We start from the raw sequence: 16,086 nt of genomic DNA, 5'->3' as shown, positions 1-16,086 counted from the left end.
GAGTGAGCGCGGCGGGGGTGACCCCGCCCGGGCCCGCCCGAGAGCCGGAGAGGGCACGCGCCCCGCCTCCGTTCTCCGTGTCCTCATCCCCGCGCCCCTCAGCGGCGCTTCACCACGGATCCCGAGACCCGGAGACGAACCCACGCATGTCCGACACCCGGCACGCCACCGACCTTCCCACGACCATCGCGCATCTCAACCACACCGCCGTCTACGCCTCACACCGCCAGTTGTCGGCGGAGTTCCTGGCGGCCGTCCTGGGCCTGGAGGTCGGCGCCCCCTTCGGCCCGTTCCTCCCCGTCGACCTGGGCAACGGCGTGACCCTCGACTACTACGAGATGACCGACGAGCCGATCCAGGCGCAGCACTACGCGTTCCTCGTGCCCGACGAGCGGTTCGACGGCATGATCGACCGCCTGGAGGCGCTCGGCGTCACCTACTACGCCGATCCGAACCACACCCGGCCCGGCCGGGTCAACGACCTCTTCGGAGGTCGCGGCGCCTACTTCGACGACCCGGACGGCCACAACATGGAGATCATGACCCGGCCGTACGCGCGGCCCTGAGAGGAGCGGCGGCCCTGTCGCCCTACAGCGCCCGGTACATGATGTGCAGGCCCACCCTGCCGTGCCGGGGGTGGTCGAACGCGTCGGGGACGGTGCCGAGGACCGCGAAACCGAGGGAGGTCCACAGCCGCACCGCCGGGTTGGTCTCGACGACGGCGTTGAAGACCATGCCCCGGTAGCCGGCGGCCCGGGCCTCGGTCAGGAGGTGCTCGGCCAGGGCCCGGCCGTAGCCGCGGCCGCCCCGGCCGGGGTCGACCATGAATCCGGCGTTGGCGATACCGGCGGCGGGGCCACCGTAGTTGGGGGTGAGGTAGGCGGAGGCGACGATGTCTCCGGCGTCGTCCTCGACGACGTAGACGCGTTTCGCCGGGTTCATCCACAGGACCCGGGCCTCCTCCTCGGAGGTGCCCGGGTCCCATGCGTAGGTCTCGCCCGCGGCGACGATGCGGTGCCAGAACGGCCAGATGCGAGGCCAGTCGTCAGCCGTTGCTTCCCTGATCAGCATGGCGGCGAGTCTGGCACGGCCATGCGCTCGGAGGGCGCGGAGGGGTCCGCCCCGGGTTCAGTCGACGCTGGGCAGGATGTGGGGCTCTGCGAGGTCGTCCTCGTAGCCCGCGAGGCGGATCGGGGCCGAACGGGCCCACACGTCGAGGCTGCCGAGCTCGTCGGCCCGTCGGCCGGCGCGCTCGCCGCGTTCCTTGGGGCGTTGATCGCGATTCGTCTTCTCCGGTGTCACCGCGCACTCCTTATGTGTCGGTCACCCTCGGGACGTACGCGCCGGTCCTGCTGCGCCTGACGCCCGCTCGGGCCTCTGGGTCAAATGCAGTTCGGACGCGGTGGCGCCGGTTGACTCACGGGAGAGCAGGCCGTGGTGAACCGGCTGGTCCCATGACGGACCGTGGGTGTGGGTAGGACCCCGTACTGCTGTCCGTCCGCATCAGACTAACCAGATGAGCGGGGCCCCGCTCGATGGGGCTGGAAACAGCCGGTAACAATCACGCGTCATCCGCTGTTCAACTCGGGTGTACGTACGGGTTTGTAGGCAGAGGCCCGTTTCGCGAATCACCCGAACGGCGTACATCGGTGCAACTCCCGCCCCGGAGTGGTGGGTCCGGGGCGAAAGGGACGGCTCCGCCTACCACTTGCCCGGCGCGTAGTCCTTCATGAAGACGCCGTACAGGTCCTCGCCCGCCTCGCCCCGCACGATCGGGTCGTAGACCCGGGCCGCGCCGTCGACCAGGTCGAGCGGTGCGTGGAAGCCCTCCTCGGCGAGCCGCAGCTTGTCGTAGTGCGGCCGCTCGTCCGTGATCCAGCCGGTGTCCACCGAGGTCATCAGGATGCCGTCGGTCTGGAACATCTCCTGCGCGCTGGTGCGCGTGACCATGTTCATCGCGGCCTTGGCGGCGTTGGTGTTCGGGTGTCCCGCGCCCTTGTAGCCGCGGCCGAAGACCCCTTCCATCGCGGACACGTTCACCACGTACGCGCGGCCGCTCTCCGCCTTCTTCGCGGCCTCGGCCATGGCCGGCCGCAGCTTGCTGATCAGGATGAACGGCGCCGTGTAGTTGCACAGCTGGGTCTCCAGCAGCTCCACCGGCGAGATCTGCTCGATGGTCTGCACCCAGGTGTTGGAGTCGACGACGTCGGGCACGAGCCCGCCCGCGTCGATCGCAGTGCCGTCCAGGTGCCGTGCGACGCTGGCGTTGCCCGCGACGAGGGCGAGGTCGGCGACCCGCTGGGCGTCGAGGCCGCTGGTGCCGAGCGGCAGTGCCGCGATGCCGTCGACCGCGCCGGAGTTGAAGGCGCCGATGACGTGGTGGGCGGGCAGCTCACCGGCGGGCAGCGGGGCGCTCTCGCCCTCGACCAGCGCGGCGTAGGCGGAGGGCAGGCGCCGCACCGTCTGGGTCGCGTTGTTGACGAGGATGTCGAGCGGTCCCGCCTCGGCGACCTGGTCGGCGAGGGCCACGGCCTGGGCGGGGTCGCGCAGGTCGATGCCGACGACCTCCAGGCGGTGCATCCATTCCGCGGAGTCATCCATGGCCTTGAAGCGGCGGATGGCGTCCTTGGGGAAGCGGGTGGTGATCGTGGTGTGCGCGCCGTCGCGCAGCAGCCGCAGCGCGATGTACATGCCGATCTTGGCCCGGCCACCGGTGAGCAGGGCGCGCTTGCCGCTGAGGTCGGCGCGGACGTCGCGCTTCTCGCGGTTCACGCGGGCGCAGTCCGGACAGAGCTGGTGGTAGAAGTAGTCGACCTCCACGTACCGGGTCTTGCAGGTGTAGCAGGAGCGCGGGCGCTGGAGTATCCCCGCGATCCTGCCCTCCTCGGTGTTCGACGACGGCAGCAGGCCCTCGGTCTCGTCGTCGATGCGCTGGGCGGAGCCGGTCGCCGTGGCCTCGGTGACCGCCTTGTCGTGGGCGGTCTTGGCGGCCCGGCGCTCCTGGCGGCGGCGCTGCTTGACCGTGCGGTAGATGCCCGCGGTGGCCCGGCGTACGGCGATGGCGTCGGGGTGGTCGACGTCCAGCTTGTCGAGTTCCTCGAGCACGCCGAGGCAGACGGCCAGACGCTCCGGGTCGATGCCGGGTCCGTACGAGAGCCCGCCGGCCCCGTCCATGGCCTGGGGGCCGTCCTCTGTCACCGTCATCGCCGCTGTCGTTCCCTGCTCTGCCGTGGCGGCGCTCCGGTCGCGCCCGCATTCGAAGGGCGAATTCTACGGAGCCTCGGGCCGCACCGCCAAAGGCGCCTTGATCACGACCAGCAGGCCCTGGTCAGCGCCGCCACCTCCGCGGAGACGGCCGTGGCGAACAGGTCGAGGTCGGGGACCGCCGCGCCGTCGGCGACGAGGCCGTAGTGGACGCTCCCCCGGTACGTCGAGACCGCGACGGCCAGGGAGTGGCCGGGGGCCAGCGGGGCGAAGGGGAAGACGGCGGTGAGCGGGTGCCCGCCGAGCTTCAGGCCCAGGCTGGGCAGGGGCACGCTGGTCACCAGGAGGTCGAACCAGAGCCGGGCCGCCTGGCCGACCAGCGGGCCGCCGAGCCGGTGGGCGAAGGCGGGGACGTGGTCGGCGAGCAGGGCGACGGCGCCCGCACCCCGGTTGGGGCCGGCGTCCTTGTTGCGGTCCATGGCGTCCCGGACCGAGGCCAGCCGGGCCAGCGGGTCCGGGTCGTCGACCGGCAGTCTCATCAGGTACCCGGAGAGGCGGTTGCCCTGCGGGTAGGCGGTGCGCGGGCGGCGCTTGGAGACGGGGATCAGGGCGCGGGGCGCGACGCCCTCGCTGCCGTCACCGCGCTCGTCGAGCCAGCGGCGCAGGGCGCCCGCGACGACCGCGATGAGGACGTCGTTGACGGTGCCACCGACGGTCTTGCGGACGCGGTGCACGTCGTCGAGGTCGAGCACCACTCCGGCGGTGCGGCGGGTGCCGCTCGGCTCGCAGGTGAGCGCGGGGGTGGAGCGCACGTCGAGGGAGGAGCGGGCCACGGAGGCGCCGATGTCCAGGGCGCGGCTGACGTCGGACAGGGCGCCGCGCACCATCCCGGGCAGATCGCGCACGTCCGGCACGAGGCCGCGGGGGGTCGCGGCGGGGCGGGGCCGGGGGGCGGGCAGGTCCATCGGGTCCATGACGCCCGCGGCGAGGGTCAGTGCCCGCAGCCCGTCGGCCAGGGCGTGGTGGAACTTGAACAGCACGGCGAAGCAGACGCCGTCCTCACCGGGCAGGACGTGGGCCTCCCAGGGGGGCCGGTCGCGCTCCAGGGGGCGTTGCATGAGGCGGCCCGCGACCGTGTGGAAGTCGGCGGCCGGGGCGTGCAGCCGTACGTGGTTGAGGGGGTCGAAGTCCGGGTCCCGCTCGCGGGCCGCGCCGCCGAAGGCGAGCGGGCTGCGCAGGGCGGAGGGCAGCGGTTGCCACACGTCGCGGATGCGCATGCGCAGTCCGGGGACGCCGGCGGCCCGGGCCGCGAGGAGGTCCGCCGCGTGGGCGCCCGCGGCGGGCGAGTGGGCCGAGAAGATCCCGAGTGCGCCGAGGTGCATCGGATGTTCGGCGGACTCGATGTTCCAGAACGCCAGGTCGAGAGGAGCGAGCAGATCAGCAGTCAAGGCCTTGCCTCGCGTCGACGACGGGTGGGTCAGCAGTCAACCGCCCCCAGCCGATTACGGTCAAGTACGATCACGCTACGTACAGTTAACAGCAGATTGAGGGGTCCTTTCACTATGAGCGTCCGATCAGGTCGCGTGGTCTGGTGCCGTGCATCGCAAGGCGCCGGAAGGTCCTCGTAGCGGAGCTACTAGGGCCTTTCGGCAACGCGGCGAGGTGCGGTGCCAGGCCGCGCGACCTGGACGGGCATAGTGAAAGGACCCCTAAGTCCCGCCCCGGCGAAAGGGGCGGGACTTATGGTGCATGTGCCGTCAGTTCAGCACAGGTTGCGCCGCAGGGCACCCGGTGGGTGTCACCCGGGAGGCGTCACGGACCGGTCTTCGTCCAGAGACAGGACAAAGTCCCGTGGTGGCCCCGCCTCAGGTGACCAACTGCCCCTTCCCGAGGGCGATCACCCCGGCCTTGGACACCGTGTACAGCTCCGCGTCCCGCTCCGGATTGACGCCGATGGTCGCGCCCGGCGGTACCTCGACGTTCTTGTCGAGCACGGCACCGCGCACCACCGCGCCCCGCCCGATGTGCACGTTGTCGTGCAGCACCGAACCCTGCACCACGGCCCCCGGGTCGACCACCACACCCGGCGACAGCACCGACCGGGTGACCTGCCCGCGCACCAGGCAGCCCGCGCTGATGATCGACTCACTGGCGATGCCGCCGGCGTTGAAGCGCGCCGGCGAGAGCTGGTACGAGTGCGTGTAGATCGGCCAGCTGCGGTTGTACAGGTTGAAGGCGGGGCGCTCGGCGATCAGGTCCATGTGCGCCTCGTAGTAGGCGTCCAGCGTGCCGACGTCCCGCCAGTAGCCCTGGTCGCGGGTGGTCTCACCGGGCACGTGGTTGTCGCTGAAGTCGTACAGCGCGGCCTCGCCCCGCTCCGTCAGCTGGGGCAGGATCGAGCCGCCCATGTCGTGCACGGAGGACTCGTCCTCGGCGTCCCGCCGGAGCGCCTCGATGAGGGCCTTGGTGGTGAAGATGTAGTTGCCCATGGAGGCGAACACGCGGTTGGGGTCGTCCGCCAGCCCGGGCGGGGCCGACGGCTTCTCCAGGAAGCGCTCCACCGTCCGGCCGTCCGAGCCCGGCGTGATCACGCCGAAGGACGAGGACTCGGTGCGCGGCACCCGGATCCCGGCGACCGTCACGCCCGCGCCGCTCTCGATGTGCTGGTCGAGCATCTGGCGCGGGTCCATGCGGTACACGTGGTCGGCGCCGAAGACGGCGACGTACTCGGGGCGCTCGTCGTAGATCAGGTTCAGCGATTGCAGGATCGCGTCCGCGCTGCCCAGATACCAGCGCGGGCCGAGGCGCTGCTGGGCGGGCACGGGTGTCACGTAGTTGCCCAGCAGATTGGACATCCGCCAGGTCGTCGTGATGTGCCGGTCCAGTGAGTGCGACTTGTACTGCGTCAGGACGCAGATGCGCAGCACGCCCGCGTTGACCAGGTTGGACAGGACGAAGTCGACCAGACGGTAGGTGCCGCCGAAGGTCACCGCCGGTTTGGCCCGGTCGGCGGTCAGGGGCATCAGCCGCTTGCCCTCACCGCCCGCCAGCACGATCCCCAGGACCGAAGGACCACCACCACGCATGGCCGCTCCCCTCACGCCGATTTCCCGATGCCTGCCCCTGAGCAGTACCCACTAAGCCTGTTTGACGATCTCCTCGTAGAGCCGCACCGTGCGACGGGCCACCGCGTCCCAGCCGAATTCGCCGACCGCGCGCTCCCGCCCGGCCTCGCCCATCCGCCGGGCGGCCGCCGGATCGCCCAGCACCGTGTCCATGGCCCGGGCGAGACCCGCCTCGAAACCGTCGCCGGGCGGGACCAGCAGCCCGGTGGTGCCGTCGTCGACGACCTCGGGGATGCCGCCGACCGCCGAGGCCACCACGGGGGTGCCGCAGGCCATCGCCTCCAGGTTCACGATGCCGAGCGGCTCGTACACCGAGGGGCAGACGAACAGGGCGGCGTGCGTCAGGAGCTGGATCACCTCCGGGCGCGGCAGCATCTTCGGGATCCAGAACACCCCGTCGCGGACCGCGCTCAGCTCCCCGAACAGCTCGCGGAACTCCTGGTCGATCTCCGGGGTGTCCGGGGCGCCCGCGCAGAGCACGACCTGCGCGGCCGGGTCGATGTCCCGCACCGCCCGCAGCAGGTGGGGCACGCCCTTCTGCCGGGTGATGCGCCCGACGAACAGCACGTACGGCCGGGAGCGGTCGAGTCCGATCCGGTCCAGGGCGTCGGTGCCGTGGTCGGGCCGGTAGAGGGCGGTGTCGATGCCGTTGTGCACGACGTGGACGCGCCCGGGATCGAGCGCCGGATAGCAGCCGAGGATGTCGTCGCGCATCGCCGTGGAGACGGCGACCACCGCGTCGGCGGCCTCGATCGCGGTGCGTTCGGCCCAGCCGGACAGTTCGTAGCCGCCGCCGAGCTGCTCGGCCTTCCAGGGGCGCAGGGGCTCCAGCGAGTGCGCGGTCATGACGTGCGGGATGCCGTACAGCATCTTGGCCAGGTGGCCGCCGAGATTGGCGTACCAGGTGTGGGAGTGGACCAGCTCGCGGCCCTCCAGGGCGGCGGCCATGGCGAGGTCGACGGAGAAGGTGCGCAGCGCGTCGTTGGCGCCGTCGAGCGCGGACCAGGAGCGGTGGCGCCGTACGCCCTCGGCGCGGCCCTCGCCCCAGCAGTGCACGTCCAGGTCGACGAGCCCTCTGAGCTCGCGGGCGAGGAACTCCACATGGACACCCGCACCGCCGTAGACATCCGGCGGGTACTCCCGGGTCAGCAGTCCCACTCGCACCCGCAACTCCCTGCTCTCAGCGGCCGTTCCCCTTCATGGTCACCCAGAAGACGCGCGTGGGGAAGAGCGGGGCGGCCGTGTGAAGCAGCAGTCGCCGCAGACGCCCCCGCCGGGCACCCGGTAGTACAGACAGCAGCTGCGGCGCCGGAAGGCGGTGCCGTCGAGGGTCCCGGCGCCGGTGAGCAGGGGGTGGGCGAGGAGTTCAGCGGCCAGGTTGCGGGCCCGGGCGGCGACGTCCGGGCGGTCGTGCCGCCGGGCCCAGCGGTCCAGCTCCCGGGCGGCCCCGGCCAGCGCGGAGGCGGCGTTGCCGCGCAGCAGGCCCGGGGCGAGGGGGTGGTGGGCGCGCAGGGCCGCGGCCAGGGGCACGAGGTGGCCGTGCAGCACGAGCTCCGCGAGGGTCGCGGCATCCCCCGGGAGGGGCCGTACGCCGGTGAGCCACAGGTCGTCGGGGGCGCTGCCGTCGGCGTCCCAGCGCAGCAGCCCAGCGTCGAGGTCGGGGACAGCGCCGTAGAGCGCGGCGCAGCCGAGGGCGATCGACCAGAGCCGGGCCGCGAGAGCCTGGTGAGTGACGGACGCGGCGACGCGCGACTCCGGGGCCCGCAGGGCGGTCGCGACCTTCCGCACACGAAAATTCAGGGGATTTACGGATACATCCGGTGCCGGTGCGGCGTAGGCCTGTGCGAGAGTGGGAAGAGACCCGGCCGATGCTCCTTCCGTGCGCAGCACGAAGAATCCGGCGAGCGGGCGGAGCGCGGCGAGGTCGGGGTCGAGGTCCACGAAGAGCAGTAGTACCAAGGCCCCTAAGGGATGCGACCCGGTGGCCCCCGACCGGGCTCGCCCACCCTGGGGATGATGGGGGTCCCCGCGTACTCCATCGGCAGTAGGACCCAATGAGTGCTCAGGGACGACGACGGGAAGACCTGGACACGGCAGGGTGTTGGTCATGAAAGCCCACCTTTCGCCGCGCCGGGCCGAGCGCCCCCGCCTGACGCAGAGGATCAGCCGATGAGCGCCCTCGCGTTGTCCGTTCTGCTCTCCCTCGTCTCGGCGTTCGCCTACGCGGGCGGGGCGATCGTGCAGGAGCGGGTGGCGGAGTCCTCGCCGGGCGAGCAGTACGCGCCGCTGCGGCGGCCGGGCTGGTGGGCCGCTGTCGCGCTGAACGGCCTCGGTGGGCTGCTGCACGTGGTGGCACTGGCGTACGGGCCGCTGAGCCTGGTGCAGCCGCTCGGCGCGCTGACCATCGTGGTCGCGCTGCCCATGGCCGCCCTGTTCGTCGGGCGCAAGGCCGGTGCCACGGCCTGGCGGGGCGCGATCATGGCGACCGTCGGGCTCGCCGGTCTGCTGTCCCTGGTCGCGGCCTCCGACGCGCGGTCGCTGAACACGGCGGAGCGGGTGGCCGTCGCGGTCGTCACGGCCGGTGTGGTCGTGGCGCTTATGATCGCCGCCCGGGCCGCGCACCGGCACCCGGCGGTCCGCAGCATGCTGCTGGCGACCGCCTCCGGTATCGCGTTCGGCATGTCCTCGGTGTTCACCAAGACCGTCGCGGTCGACTGGACCGGCGGGGTGTCGGCGGCGGACGTGCCGTCCCTCGCCGTGATCGGCGTCCTCGCCACGGCCGGCATGCTGCTGTCGCAGGCCGCCTACCGGGGCGCCGGACTCGCGGCCCCGCTGGCGACGCTGACGGTCGTGAACCCGGTGGTGGCGGCGGCGGTCGGCATCACGATGTTCGGAGAAACCTTCCGCTACGGCACGACGGGCACGGCGCTCGCGCTGAGCTGCGGTGTGGTGGCGGCGGGTGGCTTGATCCTGCTGACGACGGAGCGGCTTGCGCAGGGGCAGGCGGAGGGTGCGGATGCCCTGCCGGCGGCGGGTCCTGTTCTGGAAGCCGGGAGCGCCGGTGCTGGTTCGGATTCGGGTGCTGGTTCGGGTTCCGGTTTCGGGTCCGGTTCCGGGTCCGGTTCCGGTTTCGGTTTCGCTGAGGTGCCGGAGGGCGTGGACGGCCGGTCCGAGCCGGTGGCCGACGGAGCCGGGGTCGTGCCCGCCGGTGGGCGGCTGCTCGTCGAGGACGTGCTTGCGGCGGGGCCGAGGGCGGGGACGGTTTCGGCCGTGCTCGTACCGGGTTCCGGGGCGGGGGCGTCTGCGGCTGTGCTGGTGCCGAGGGCGGGCGCGCCTGCGACCGAGGTCGCGCCGGGGTCTGGGGCTGGGGCCGGGGCGTCTGCCGCGGTGCCCGTCTTGAGGGCGGCCTCGGGGGCGGTCTCGGGGGCGGAGGTCACCAGGGAGCGGGGCGAGCGGGAGGCGTCGGCGCAGGTGCCCGACGACGCGGGCGCGGTGCTCGTGCCCGGGCCGGACGCCGTCGCCGCGGCGGCGGCGGTCGTGGCATCCGTGGCGGACGCCTCGTACGAGAGCGGGGAGTCGCCGGTGACGGCGGCCACCGGCGACCAGCGCCCGCTCTCCTACGTGCCCTACTACGGCATCCCGTACGTCCCGCTGCCCACGGTCGGACGGCACCGCACGCGGGTCAGATCCTGACGCCGCCGGCCCGGAGGTACGCCACCGGGTCGACGTCCGAACCGAAACCGGGCCCCGTCCGCACCTCGAAGTGCAGATGCGGGCCCGAGCTGTTGCCGGTGGAGCCCGAGCGGCCGATGCGCTGGCCCGCGCTCACCGACTGCCCGTCCCGTACGGAGATCGCGGACAGGTGGGCGTACTGGCTGTAGCGGCCGTCGGCGTGCCGGACCACGACCTGATAGCCGAACGAGCCGCCCCAGCCCGCGCTGACGACGCTGCCCGCCGCTACCGACTTGACCGACGTGCCGGTGGGCACGGGGAAGTCGATGCCGGTGTGGTAGCCCTTCGACCAGGAGGAGCCCGCCTTGCGGTAGGGCGTCCCGAGGGAGGCGCCGACGGGGGCGACGAGGCCCTGCCGGGTGGCCGTGGACCGGCCGGCGCGCTCCTTGCTCTCATCCTTGGAGCGCTCCTTGGAACGCTCCTTGGAACGCTCCTTCGGCCGCTCCTTGACGCGGTCCTGGACCGGCTTCTTCGTCGAGGGCTTCGCCGACGGCGCCGGCCGGTGCGCGGGCCGCGTCTTCGTGCCGCCCTCGCCGCGCAGCGCGAGACGCTGGCCGGGCACGATCAGATCGGGGTCGGACCCTATGGCCGAGCGGTTGGCCGCGTACAGGCCCCGCCAGCCGCCCCGGACGTCCTGGTCGTCCGCGATGCCGGAGAGGGTGTCGCCGTGCACGACGGTGTACATCTCGGCCTTGCCCGCCCGGGACTGCGGTGTGGACTGCGGCCGCACGTCCTCGATCGAGGTCTGCCTCTTCGTGTCCCTCTTCTTCGTGTCCTTCTTCGCGTCCTTCTTCTCACGCTCGGCGGCCGGCCGGATGTCGGGCTCGGCACCACCCCGGGTCAGTCCGGCCCGTACCGAGCAGACCGGCCAGGCGCCGGGGCCCTGCCCGTCGAGGACCTTCTCCGCGACGGCGATCTGCTGGTCCTTGCTCGCCAGGTCCGCGCGGGGCGCGTAGGCCCGGCCGCCGTAGGCCTCCCAGGTGGACTGGGTGAACTGCAGTCCGCCGTAGAAGCCGTTGCCGGAGTTGATGCTCCAGTTGCTGGTGGACTCGCAGGCGGCGACCTTGTTCCAGGTGTCCACGTCCGCCGCCTGGGCTGCGCCGGCGCCCATGAACGGCAGTGCCATGCCCGCGCCGCCCGCCGTGACGGTGAGTGAGGCGCGGTTGATCCTGTTCGGCTGATACCGGCGGTGCCGGCCGCGTACGGCCATCGGATGCCCCCCTAGACATGCGTCAGGAGGGGCAAAAGTAAGCGCTGCGAACCGGCCAGAACAAGGCGCGTATCGGCCGCCCAGGAGTCCAAATGGCCGGTATGTGGCCCCTGTTGCGCGACGTGCGCCTCGGTGGTGCACCGTGGACGGCACACGGTGCGCGGGTGCGCCGTGCGCGGGGACGCGTGCCTCGGCTGAGTGGGACGGGGCTCTGTTCCGTATCAGCCTGCGCGACGTCGTGCGACCCGGGCGTGCGGGCGAAGTAGCGGCACGTCAGGATGGTCGACGGGTGGTGCCCTCGGGCCCGCCCACCCGGCAGCACCGATACCGAGGTCTTTAGGAGCGAACCGAATGAGCAGTACAGCGCAGATCGGCGTCACGGGTCTCGCGGTCATGGGCCGCAACCTCGCCCGGAACTTCGCCCGCAACGGCTACACGGTCGCGGTGCACAACCGGACGCCCGCGCGCATGCACGCCCTGGTGGAGGAGTTCGGCGGCGAGGGGGAGTTCGTCGCGTGCGAGAGCGCCAAGGACTTCGTGGCGGCGCTGGAGCGGCCGCGGCGTCTGGTCGTGATGGTGAAGGCCGGTGAGCCGACGGACGCGGTGATCCAGGAGTTCGCGCCGCTGCTGGAGCCCGGCGACATGATCATCGACGGTGGCAACGCGCACTTCGCCGACACCCGGCGGCGCGAGCGCGACCTGCGCGAGCAGGGCATCCACTTCGTCGGCATGGGTGTCTCCGGTGGCGAGGAGGGCGCGCTGAACGGCCCGAGCATCATGCCGGGCGGCCCCAAGGAGTCCTACGACTCGCTCGGCCCGATGCTGGAGAAGATCTCGGCGAAGGCGGCGGACGGCTCGCCGTGCGTCTCCCACGTCGGTCCGGACGGCGCCGGGCACTTCGTGAAGATGGTGCACAACGGCATCGAGTACGCGGACATGCAGCTGATCGGTGAGGCGTACCAGCTGCTGCGGGACGTCGCCGGGTACTCCCCCGCCGAGATCGCGGAGATCTTCCGGACCTGGAACCGGGGCCGTCTCGACTCGTACCTGATCGAGATCACGGCCGAGGTGCTGTCGCACGTGGACGCGGAGACGGGCAAGCCGTTCGTCGACGTGGTCGTCGACCAGGCCGAGCAGAAGGGCACCGGCCGCTGGACCGTGCAGATCGCGCTGGACCTGGGCGTGCCGGTGTCCGGCATCGCCGAGGCGGTGTTCGCGCGCTCCCTGTCGGGGCACGCGGCCCTGCGGGACGCCTCGCGCGAGCTGGCCGGCCCGAAGGCGCAGCCGCTGAGCGAGGCGGAGGCCCGGGCGTTCGCGGACCGGGTCGAGCAGGCCCTGTACGCGTCGAAGATCGTGTCGTACACGCAGGGCTTCCACGAGATCGACGCCGCCCGGGGCGAGTACGGCTGGGACATCGACCTGGGCGCGGTGTCCGCGCTGTGGCGGGGCGGCTGCATCATCCGCGCGGCGTTCCTGGACCGGATCCGCGCCGCGTACGACGCCCGGCCCGACCTGCCGAGCCTGCTGTCGGACGCGACGTTCGCGCAGGAGATCGCGGACGCCCAGGACGACTGGCGCGAGGTGCTGGTCGCCGCGACCCGCCAGGGTGTGCCGACGCCCGGTTTCGCCGCGGCGCTCGCCTACTACGACGCCCTGCGCGCGGAGCGACTGCCGGCGGCGCTGACGCAGGGGCAGCGGGACTACTTCGGCGCGCACACCTACCGCAGGGTGGACCGTGACGGGTCGTTCCACACGCTGTGGGGCGGGGACCGGTCGGAGACCTCCGCGTAGGCGCTGCCGCTGACGGACGTGCGAGGGGCGGTGGACGGCAGGAGGTGCCGTCCACCGCCCCGTTCGCGTGCGGGCTCTTTGAAACGGGGGTCAGGACAGGGGTGGCCCGGGCTCGGGGTTCGGCACGGGTTCCGGCCCCGGCGGAATCGGGGACGGGTCGGGGCCCGGCACGGGGTCGGGGCCCGGCACGGGGTCGGGGCCCGGCACGGGGTCGGGGCCCGGCACGGGGTCGGGGCCCGGAGGCGGCGTGGGCGCCGGTGGGGGCGTGGGTGCCGGTGGGGGCGGGGTCGGCTCCGGGCCGGGCGGGGGCTGTGGGTTCGGCACCGGGTCGGGGTGCGGCTCCGGGCGCTGGGGATCCGGGCCCGGGGTCGGCGCCGGCGGCACGGGGTCGGGAATCGGGTTCGTCATCAGGTCCTCCAGCCAGTGGGACGACTCCGGCTCTGGACTACTCCCCCGCCTACCCGGCCCCCGCATCCGCAGTCACTCCCCGGCGGGACGCGACGGGACCAGGTGGGGGTAGCGGGGGCGGGTGCGACGGAGACGGCCCTCAGAACCGTCCCGGGTGGGCCCGCAGCCAGTCCTTCGCAGCCGCCAGCAGGTCCTGGCCGGCCGGCGAGGCCTCGTCGGGGTGGCGTTCGATCCACCGGGTGACGTAGGGGCAGAGCGAGGCGACGGCGCTGTGCTCGCGGCCGGCGAGGGCGAAGAGTTCACGCGCGAGTGACCCGGCGATGCCCTTGCCCTCGTGGGCCGGCTCGACGATCGTGTGGACGGGCACGAGCGCCCGCTCGGGGCTTTCGAGCACGAAGTACTCGACGCGGCCGACGACTTCACCACCGGACACGGCCTCCAGCCTGCCCGCCGCACGGTCGTCACGGATCTCCGGGTCGCTCATCGCCACGCTCCTCCTCGGTTCGCCTCCGCTTGCCCGTCAGGCCCCGACGGCCTGCGGGCTGCGCTGCTGGTCCGAGCCGGGCACCGGCTCGGACGGGTCCGCGCCCTGGGCCACGATCCGGTTGTCGCGGTCCACGTGCACGACCCGGGGAGTGAGTGCCCGCGCCTCGGCGTCCGTCACCTGGGCGTAGCTGATGATGATCACCAGGTCGCCGGGGTGGACGAGATGGGCGGCGGCCCCGTTGATCCCGATCACCCCGGATCCGCGCTCGCCCTCGATGACGTACGTCTCCAGCCGGGCGCCGTTGGTGATGTCCACGATGTGCACGAGCTCGCCGGGCAGCAGATCGGCGGCGTCGAGCAGGTCGGCGTCGATGGTCACGGATCCCACGTAGTGCAGGTCGGCCTGGGTGACGGTGGCGCGATGGATCTTGGACTTGAACATGGTGCGCAGCATCCTGTGCTCCTAGCAGTCGGCTCCCTGCCTGCTCTGTGCAGGTCAAGGGCGCTCGTCACCCTACACGGGTACGCCTCGGAGTCGATGGCTGTGAGCGACATCGCTCCAGGTGCCCTCGGTGCGACGGCCACGGCGCCCTGCGCCGGGTGGTCAGGAAGAGTCCTGCCGCGAGGGCTGCCGAGGCCAGCAGGCCGAGCAGGCCGACGGCTGCGGCCGGGGAGCCGACGCCGGTCGCGGTCGCCGTCGACGCGGTCGCGTGCCCGGCCGGCAAGTGGGCGCGGCGAGCGCGAGCGCCGCCGTCACGGTCGTGTGCGGCCCATCTCCTCCATGAAGGGCACCGGGTCGCTGTCGAAGCCCCGGATCATCCGGTGCATCTCCCAGGCTCCGGACGTGTTCCTGGTGAACTCGGCGAACGTGGCGGCGGTGGCGTCGGCTACGCCTGAGAAGTCGTCCGCAAGCAGCTCCCGGTATCCCTCCACGAAGAGCACGCCGGCGTTGGACATGTCACCGAACGAACGGGGGCCGCCGTCCTGGTGGATGACCACCCCGACCACCACCCGTGCGTAGGCCGATGCCAGCCGCTCGAACTCCAGCACCATCACTTCGACGAACCCGAGCCCCATGCCGGTCCGGCTGTGCCGGATCATGTTGATGGTGCCGTCCGGTGACCTGCTGTCGTAGTGCACCACATACGCCGGTGTCCCGTAGGGATCGTCTGCCGTGTACGTCGCCGCGACGATGTCCAAGTGCCGGTCCGGCTCCCCGTACGGACTCGGATCCCACCGAAGCCGCACCTCGACCTTGCCCAACCCTTGATTCCCACCACTCATGTTGCGACTCCCCCGCCAAGCCGGCGCCCGCGAGACTCTCCCGCTTGATCAAGTATGGTCAGGAAGCGGGCACTTCATGCGTCCGCGGCCGGCCCGCTCATCGCGACCGCGGTGCCGTCGGCCTACGATCGCGCCGGCCGCCAAGCACCCCGCGAGGACGCCCCGCACGGTCAGCCGGATCGGCGGCGGCCCGACGAACTCGGCGGGGCCCCACACCATGCCGCGCAGCGAACGGGTCCGGACCCGGCACCGGACCCGGCAATGGAACCCTGCGTGAAGTCCGGGCCGAGCGCGTCAAGCGTCGCCGGCCACGGGGACATCCATGACCCAGCCCAGTGGATGCGTTTCCGTGTCGTCCTGAGCCGGAGCGAGAGGCTCCCCTCCTGCCACGTTGAAGGCCGACAGTGCCTCGATGAGGGCCAGTCGCTGCGTCGGGGTGAGCCGCTCCACGATCTCGGCGATCGCGGCGCGGCGACGGCCGGTGACGTCCGCGACCGTGCGGCGGCCCTCCTCCGTGAGCTGGAGCAGCGTCTCCCGGCGGTTGGCGGGGTTGTGCTTTCGGTCGGCGAGACCGGCGGCGATCAGCCGGTCGACCATCCGCATGGCGGTGGACGGGGCGACCTGGAGCAGGTCGGCGAGGGTGACGAGCTTGGTGGCGCCGCGTGTGGACAGCATCACGAGCATTCTGAACTGCGGCAGCGTCACCCGTTCCTCGACAGCGGCGAGAGAGCGGGCGGAGATCCCCACGAGCAGGCGGGACGCGGTCAGCACCGACCGGGTCACCAGGTCCACGTCGTCCATCGCCCCGGCGGGGGGCTCACGCTCCGGCATGCGTCCTTTCTACCG

The 16,086-nt window shown here is 72.3% G+C and carries 15 protein-coding genes; 3 read left to right on the top strand and 12 right to left on the bottom strand.

Going from position 1 to position 16,086, the window contains the following annotated elements; all coding sequences use genetic code 11:
- The first annotated feature begins 146 nt into the window (after window positions 1-146).
- A complete protein-coding gene (locus ACFZDE_RS16575; protein ID WP_391200356.1) occupies window positions 147-566 on the top strand; it encodes a VOC family protein in 420 nt (139 codons plus the stop codon).
- A gap of 22 nt (window positions 567-588) precedes the next feature.
- On the opposite strand, the gene ACFZDE_RS16570 is transcribed toward ACFZDE_RS16575, so the two are convergent.
- The 7 genes from ACFZDE_RS16570 to ACFZDE_RS16540 all read right to left on the bottom strand — a co-directional run bounded on the left by ACFZDE_RS16570 (window position 589) and on the right by ACFZDE_RS16540 (window position 8,288).
- Window positions 589-1,071: a GNAT family N-acetyltransferase gene (locus ACFZDE_RS16570; protein ID WP_391200355.1), complete on the bottom strand. Its 483-nt coding sequence runs from the start codon at window positions 1,069-1,071 to the stop codon at window positions 589-591.
- Between the two features lie 57 nt (window positions 1,072-1,128).
- Complete coding sequence (locus tag ACFZDE_RS16565; protein ID WP_167526749.1) at window positions 1,129-1,302, bottom strand: hypothetical protein; 174 nt, start codon at window positions 1,300-1,302, stop codon at window positions 1,129-1,131.
- Window positions 1,303-1,701: 399 nt separating this feature from the next.
- Window positions 1,702-3,204 (bottom strand): SDR family NAD(P)-dependent oxidoreductase, encoded by a 1,503-nt coding sequence (locus ACFZDE_RS16560; protein WP_391200354.1) that lies wholly within the window; start codon window positions 3,202-3,204, stop codon window positions 1,702-1,704.
- Between the two features lie 104 nt (window positions 3,205-3,308).
- A complete protein-coding gene (locus ACFZDE_RS16555; RefSeq protein WP_391000119.1) occupies window positions 3,309-4,652 on the bottom strand; it encodes a wax ester/triacylglycerol synthase family O-acyltransferase in 1,344 nt (447 codons plus the stop codon).
- 417 nt (window positions 4,653-5,069) lie between these two features.
- Window positions 5,070-6,290: a glucose-1-phosphate adenylyltransferase gene (glgC, locus tag ACFZDE_RS16550; RefSeq protein WP_391000122.1), complete on the bottom strand. Its 1,221-nt coding sequence runs from the start codon at window positions 6,288-6,290 to the stop codon at window positions 5,070-5,072.
- 51 nt (window positions 6,291-6,341) lie between these two features.
- The gene (gene glgA, locus ACFZDE_RS16545; RefSeq protein ID WP_391200352.1) at window positions 6,342-7,493 is read right to left on the bottom strand and encodes a glycogen synthase; all 1,152 of its coding nucleotides are present in this window, start codon (window positions 7,491-7,493) and stop codon (window positions 6,342-6,344) included.
- Window positions 7,494-7,532: 39 nt separating this feature from the next.
- Window positions 7,533-8,288, bottom strand: coding sequence for a (2Fe-2S)-binding protein (locus ACFZDE_RS16540; protein ID WP_391200351.1), 756 nt, complete (start codon window positions 8,286-8,288; stop codon window positions 7,533-7,535).
- Window positions 8,289-8,498: 210 nt separating this feature from the next.
- On the opposite strand from ACFZDE_RS16540, the gene ACFZDE_RS16535 reads away from it, so the two are divergent.
- Entirely contained in the window at window positions 8,499-10,022 is a 1,524-nt protein-coding gene (locus ACFZDE_RS16535; protein ID WP_391200349.1) for a DMT family transporter, read from the top strand.
- Here ACFZDE_RS16535 and ACFZDE_RS16530 read toward each other — a convergent pair.
- Entirely contained in the window at window positions 10,012-11,271 is a 1,260-nt protein-coding gene (locus tag ACFZDE_RS16530; protein WP_391200348.1) for a transglycosylase family protein, read from the bottom strand. The genes ACFZDE_RS16535 and ACFZDE_RS16530 overlap by 11 nt on opposite strands.
- Window positions 11,272-11,622: 351 nt before the next feature.
- Here ACFZDE_RS16530 and gndA point away from each other — a divergent pair, with 351 nt between their 5' ends.
- Window positions 11,623-13,062 carry an NADP-dependent phosphogluconate dehydrogenase gene (gene gndA, locus ACFZDE_RS16525; RefSeq protein ID WP_142156858.1) on the top strand — a complete coding sequence of 480 codons (1,440 nt, stop codon included), beginning with the start codon at window positions 11,623-11,625 and terminating at the stop codon, window positions 13,060-13,062.
- 547 nt (window positions 13,063-13,609) lie between these two features.
- Here gndA and ACFZDE_RS16520 read toward each other — a convergent pair.
- The 4 genes from ACFZDE_RS16520 to ACFZDE_RS16505 all read right to left on the bottom strand — a co-directional run bounded on the left by ACFZDE_RS16520 (window position 13,610) and on the right by ACFZDE_RS16505 (window position 16,071).
- A complete protein-coding gene (locus ACFZDE_RS16520) occupies window positions 13,610-13,954 on the bottom strand; it encodes an N-acetyltransferase (protein ID WP_391200347.1) in 345 nt (114 codons plus the stop codon).
- A gap of 36 nt (window positions 13,955-13,990) precedes the next feature.
- Window positions 13,991-14,410 (bottom strand): aspartate 1-decarboxylase, encoded by a 420-nt coding sequence (panD, locus tag ACFZDE_RS16515; protein ID WP_391200346.1) that lies wholly within the window; start codon window positions 14,408-14,410, stop codon window positions 13,991-13,993.
- 299 nt (window positions 14,411-14,709) lie between these two features.
- A complete protein-coding gene (locus ACFZDE_RS16510; RefSeq protein ID WP_391200345.1) occupies window positions 14,710-15,240 on the bottom strand; it encodes a TerD family protein in 531 nt (176 codons plus the stop codon).
- 294 nt (window positions 15,241-15,534) lie between these two features.
- The gene (locus ACFZDE_RS16505) at window positions 15,535-16,071 is read right to left on the bottom strand and encodes a MarR family transcriptional regulator (protein WP_390996337.1); all 537 of its coding nucleotides are present in this window, start codon (window positions 16,069-16,071) and stop codon (window positions 15,535-15,537) included.
- Between the last annotated feature and the right edge of the window lie 15 nt (window positions 16,072-16,086).

It is taken from the genome of Streptomyces sp. NPDC007929 (assembly GCF_042959065.1).
GTDB lineage: Bacteria > Actinomycetota > Actinomycetes > Streptomycetales > Streptomycetaceae > Streptomyces.
This window is presented reverse-complemented; position numbering and strand designations above follow the sequence as displayed.

Coding starts and splice junctions, on each gene's coding strand:
- glgC (WP_391000122.1), bottom strand. CDS start 6,290: ATGCGTGGTGGTGGTCCTTCGGTCCTGGGGATCGTGCTGGCGGGCGGT.
- ACFZDE_RS16575 (WP_391200356.1), top strand. CDS start 147: ATGTCCGACACCCGGCACGCCACCGACCTTCCCACGACCATCGCGCAT.
- ACFZDE_RS16520 (WP_391200347.1), bottom strand. CDS start 13,954: ATGAGCGACCCGGAGATCCGTGACGACCGTGCGGCGGGCAGGCTGGAG.
- ACFZDE_RS16535 (WP_391200349.1), top strand. CDS start 8,499: ATGAGCGCCCTCGCGTTGTCCGTTCTGCTCTCCCTCGTCTCGGCGTTC.
- gndA (WP_142156858.1), top strand. CDS start 11,623: ATGAGCAGTACAGCGCAGATCGGCGTCACGGGTCTCGCGGTCATGGGC.
- ACFZDE_RS16530 (WP_391200348.1), bottom strand. CDS start 11,271: ATGGCCGTACGCGGCCGGCACCGCCGGTATCAGCCGAACAGGATCAAC.
- ACFZDE_RS16560 (WP_391200354.1), bottom strand. CDS start 3,204: ATGACGGTGACAGAGGACGGCCCCCAGGCCATGGACGGGGCCGGCGGG.
- ACFZDE_RS16570 (WP_391200355.1), bottom strand. CDS start 1,071: ATGCTGATCAGGGAAGCAACGGCTGACGACTGGCCTCGCATCTGGCCG.
- ACFZDE_RS16510 (WP_391200345.1), bottom strand. CDS start 15,240: ATGAGTGGTGGGAATCAAGGGTTGGGCAAGGTCGAGGTGCGGCTTCGG.
- panD (WP_391200346.1), bottom strand. CDS start 14,410: ATGCTGCGCACCATGTTCAAGTCCAAGATCCATCGCGCCACCGTCACC.
- ACFZDE_RS16505 (WP_390996337.1), bottom strand. CDS start 16,071: ATGCCGGAGCGTGAGCCCCCCGCCGGGGCGATGGACGACGTGGACCTG.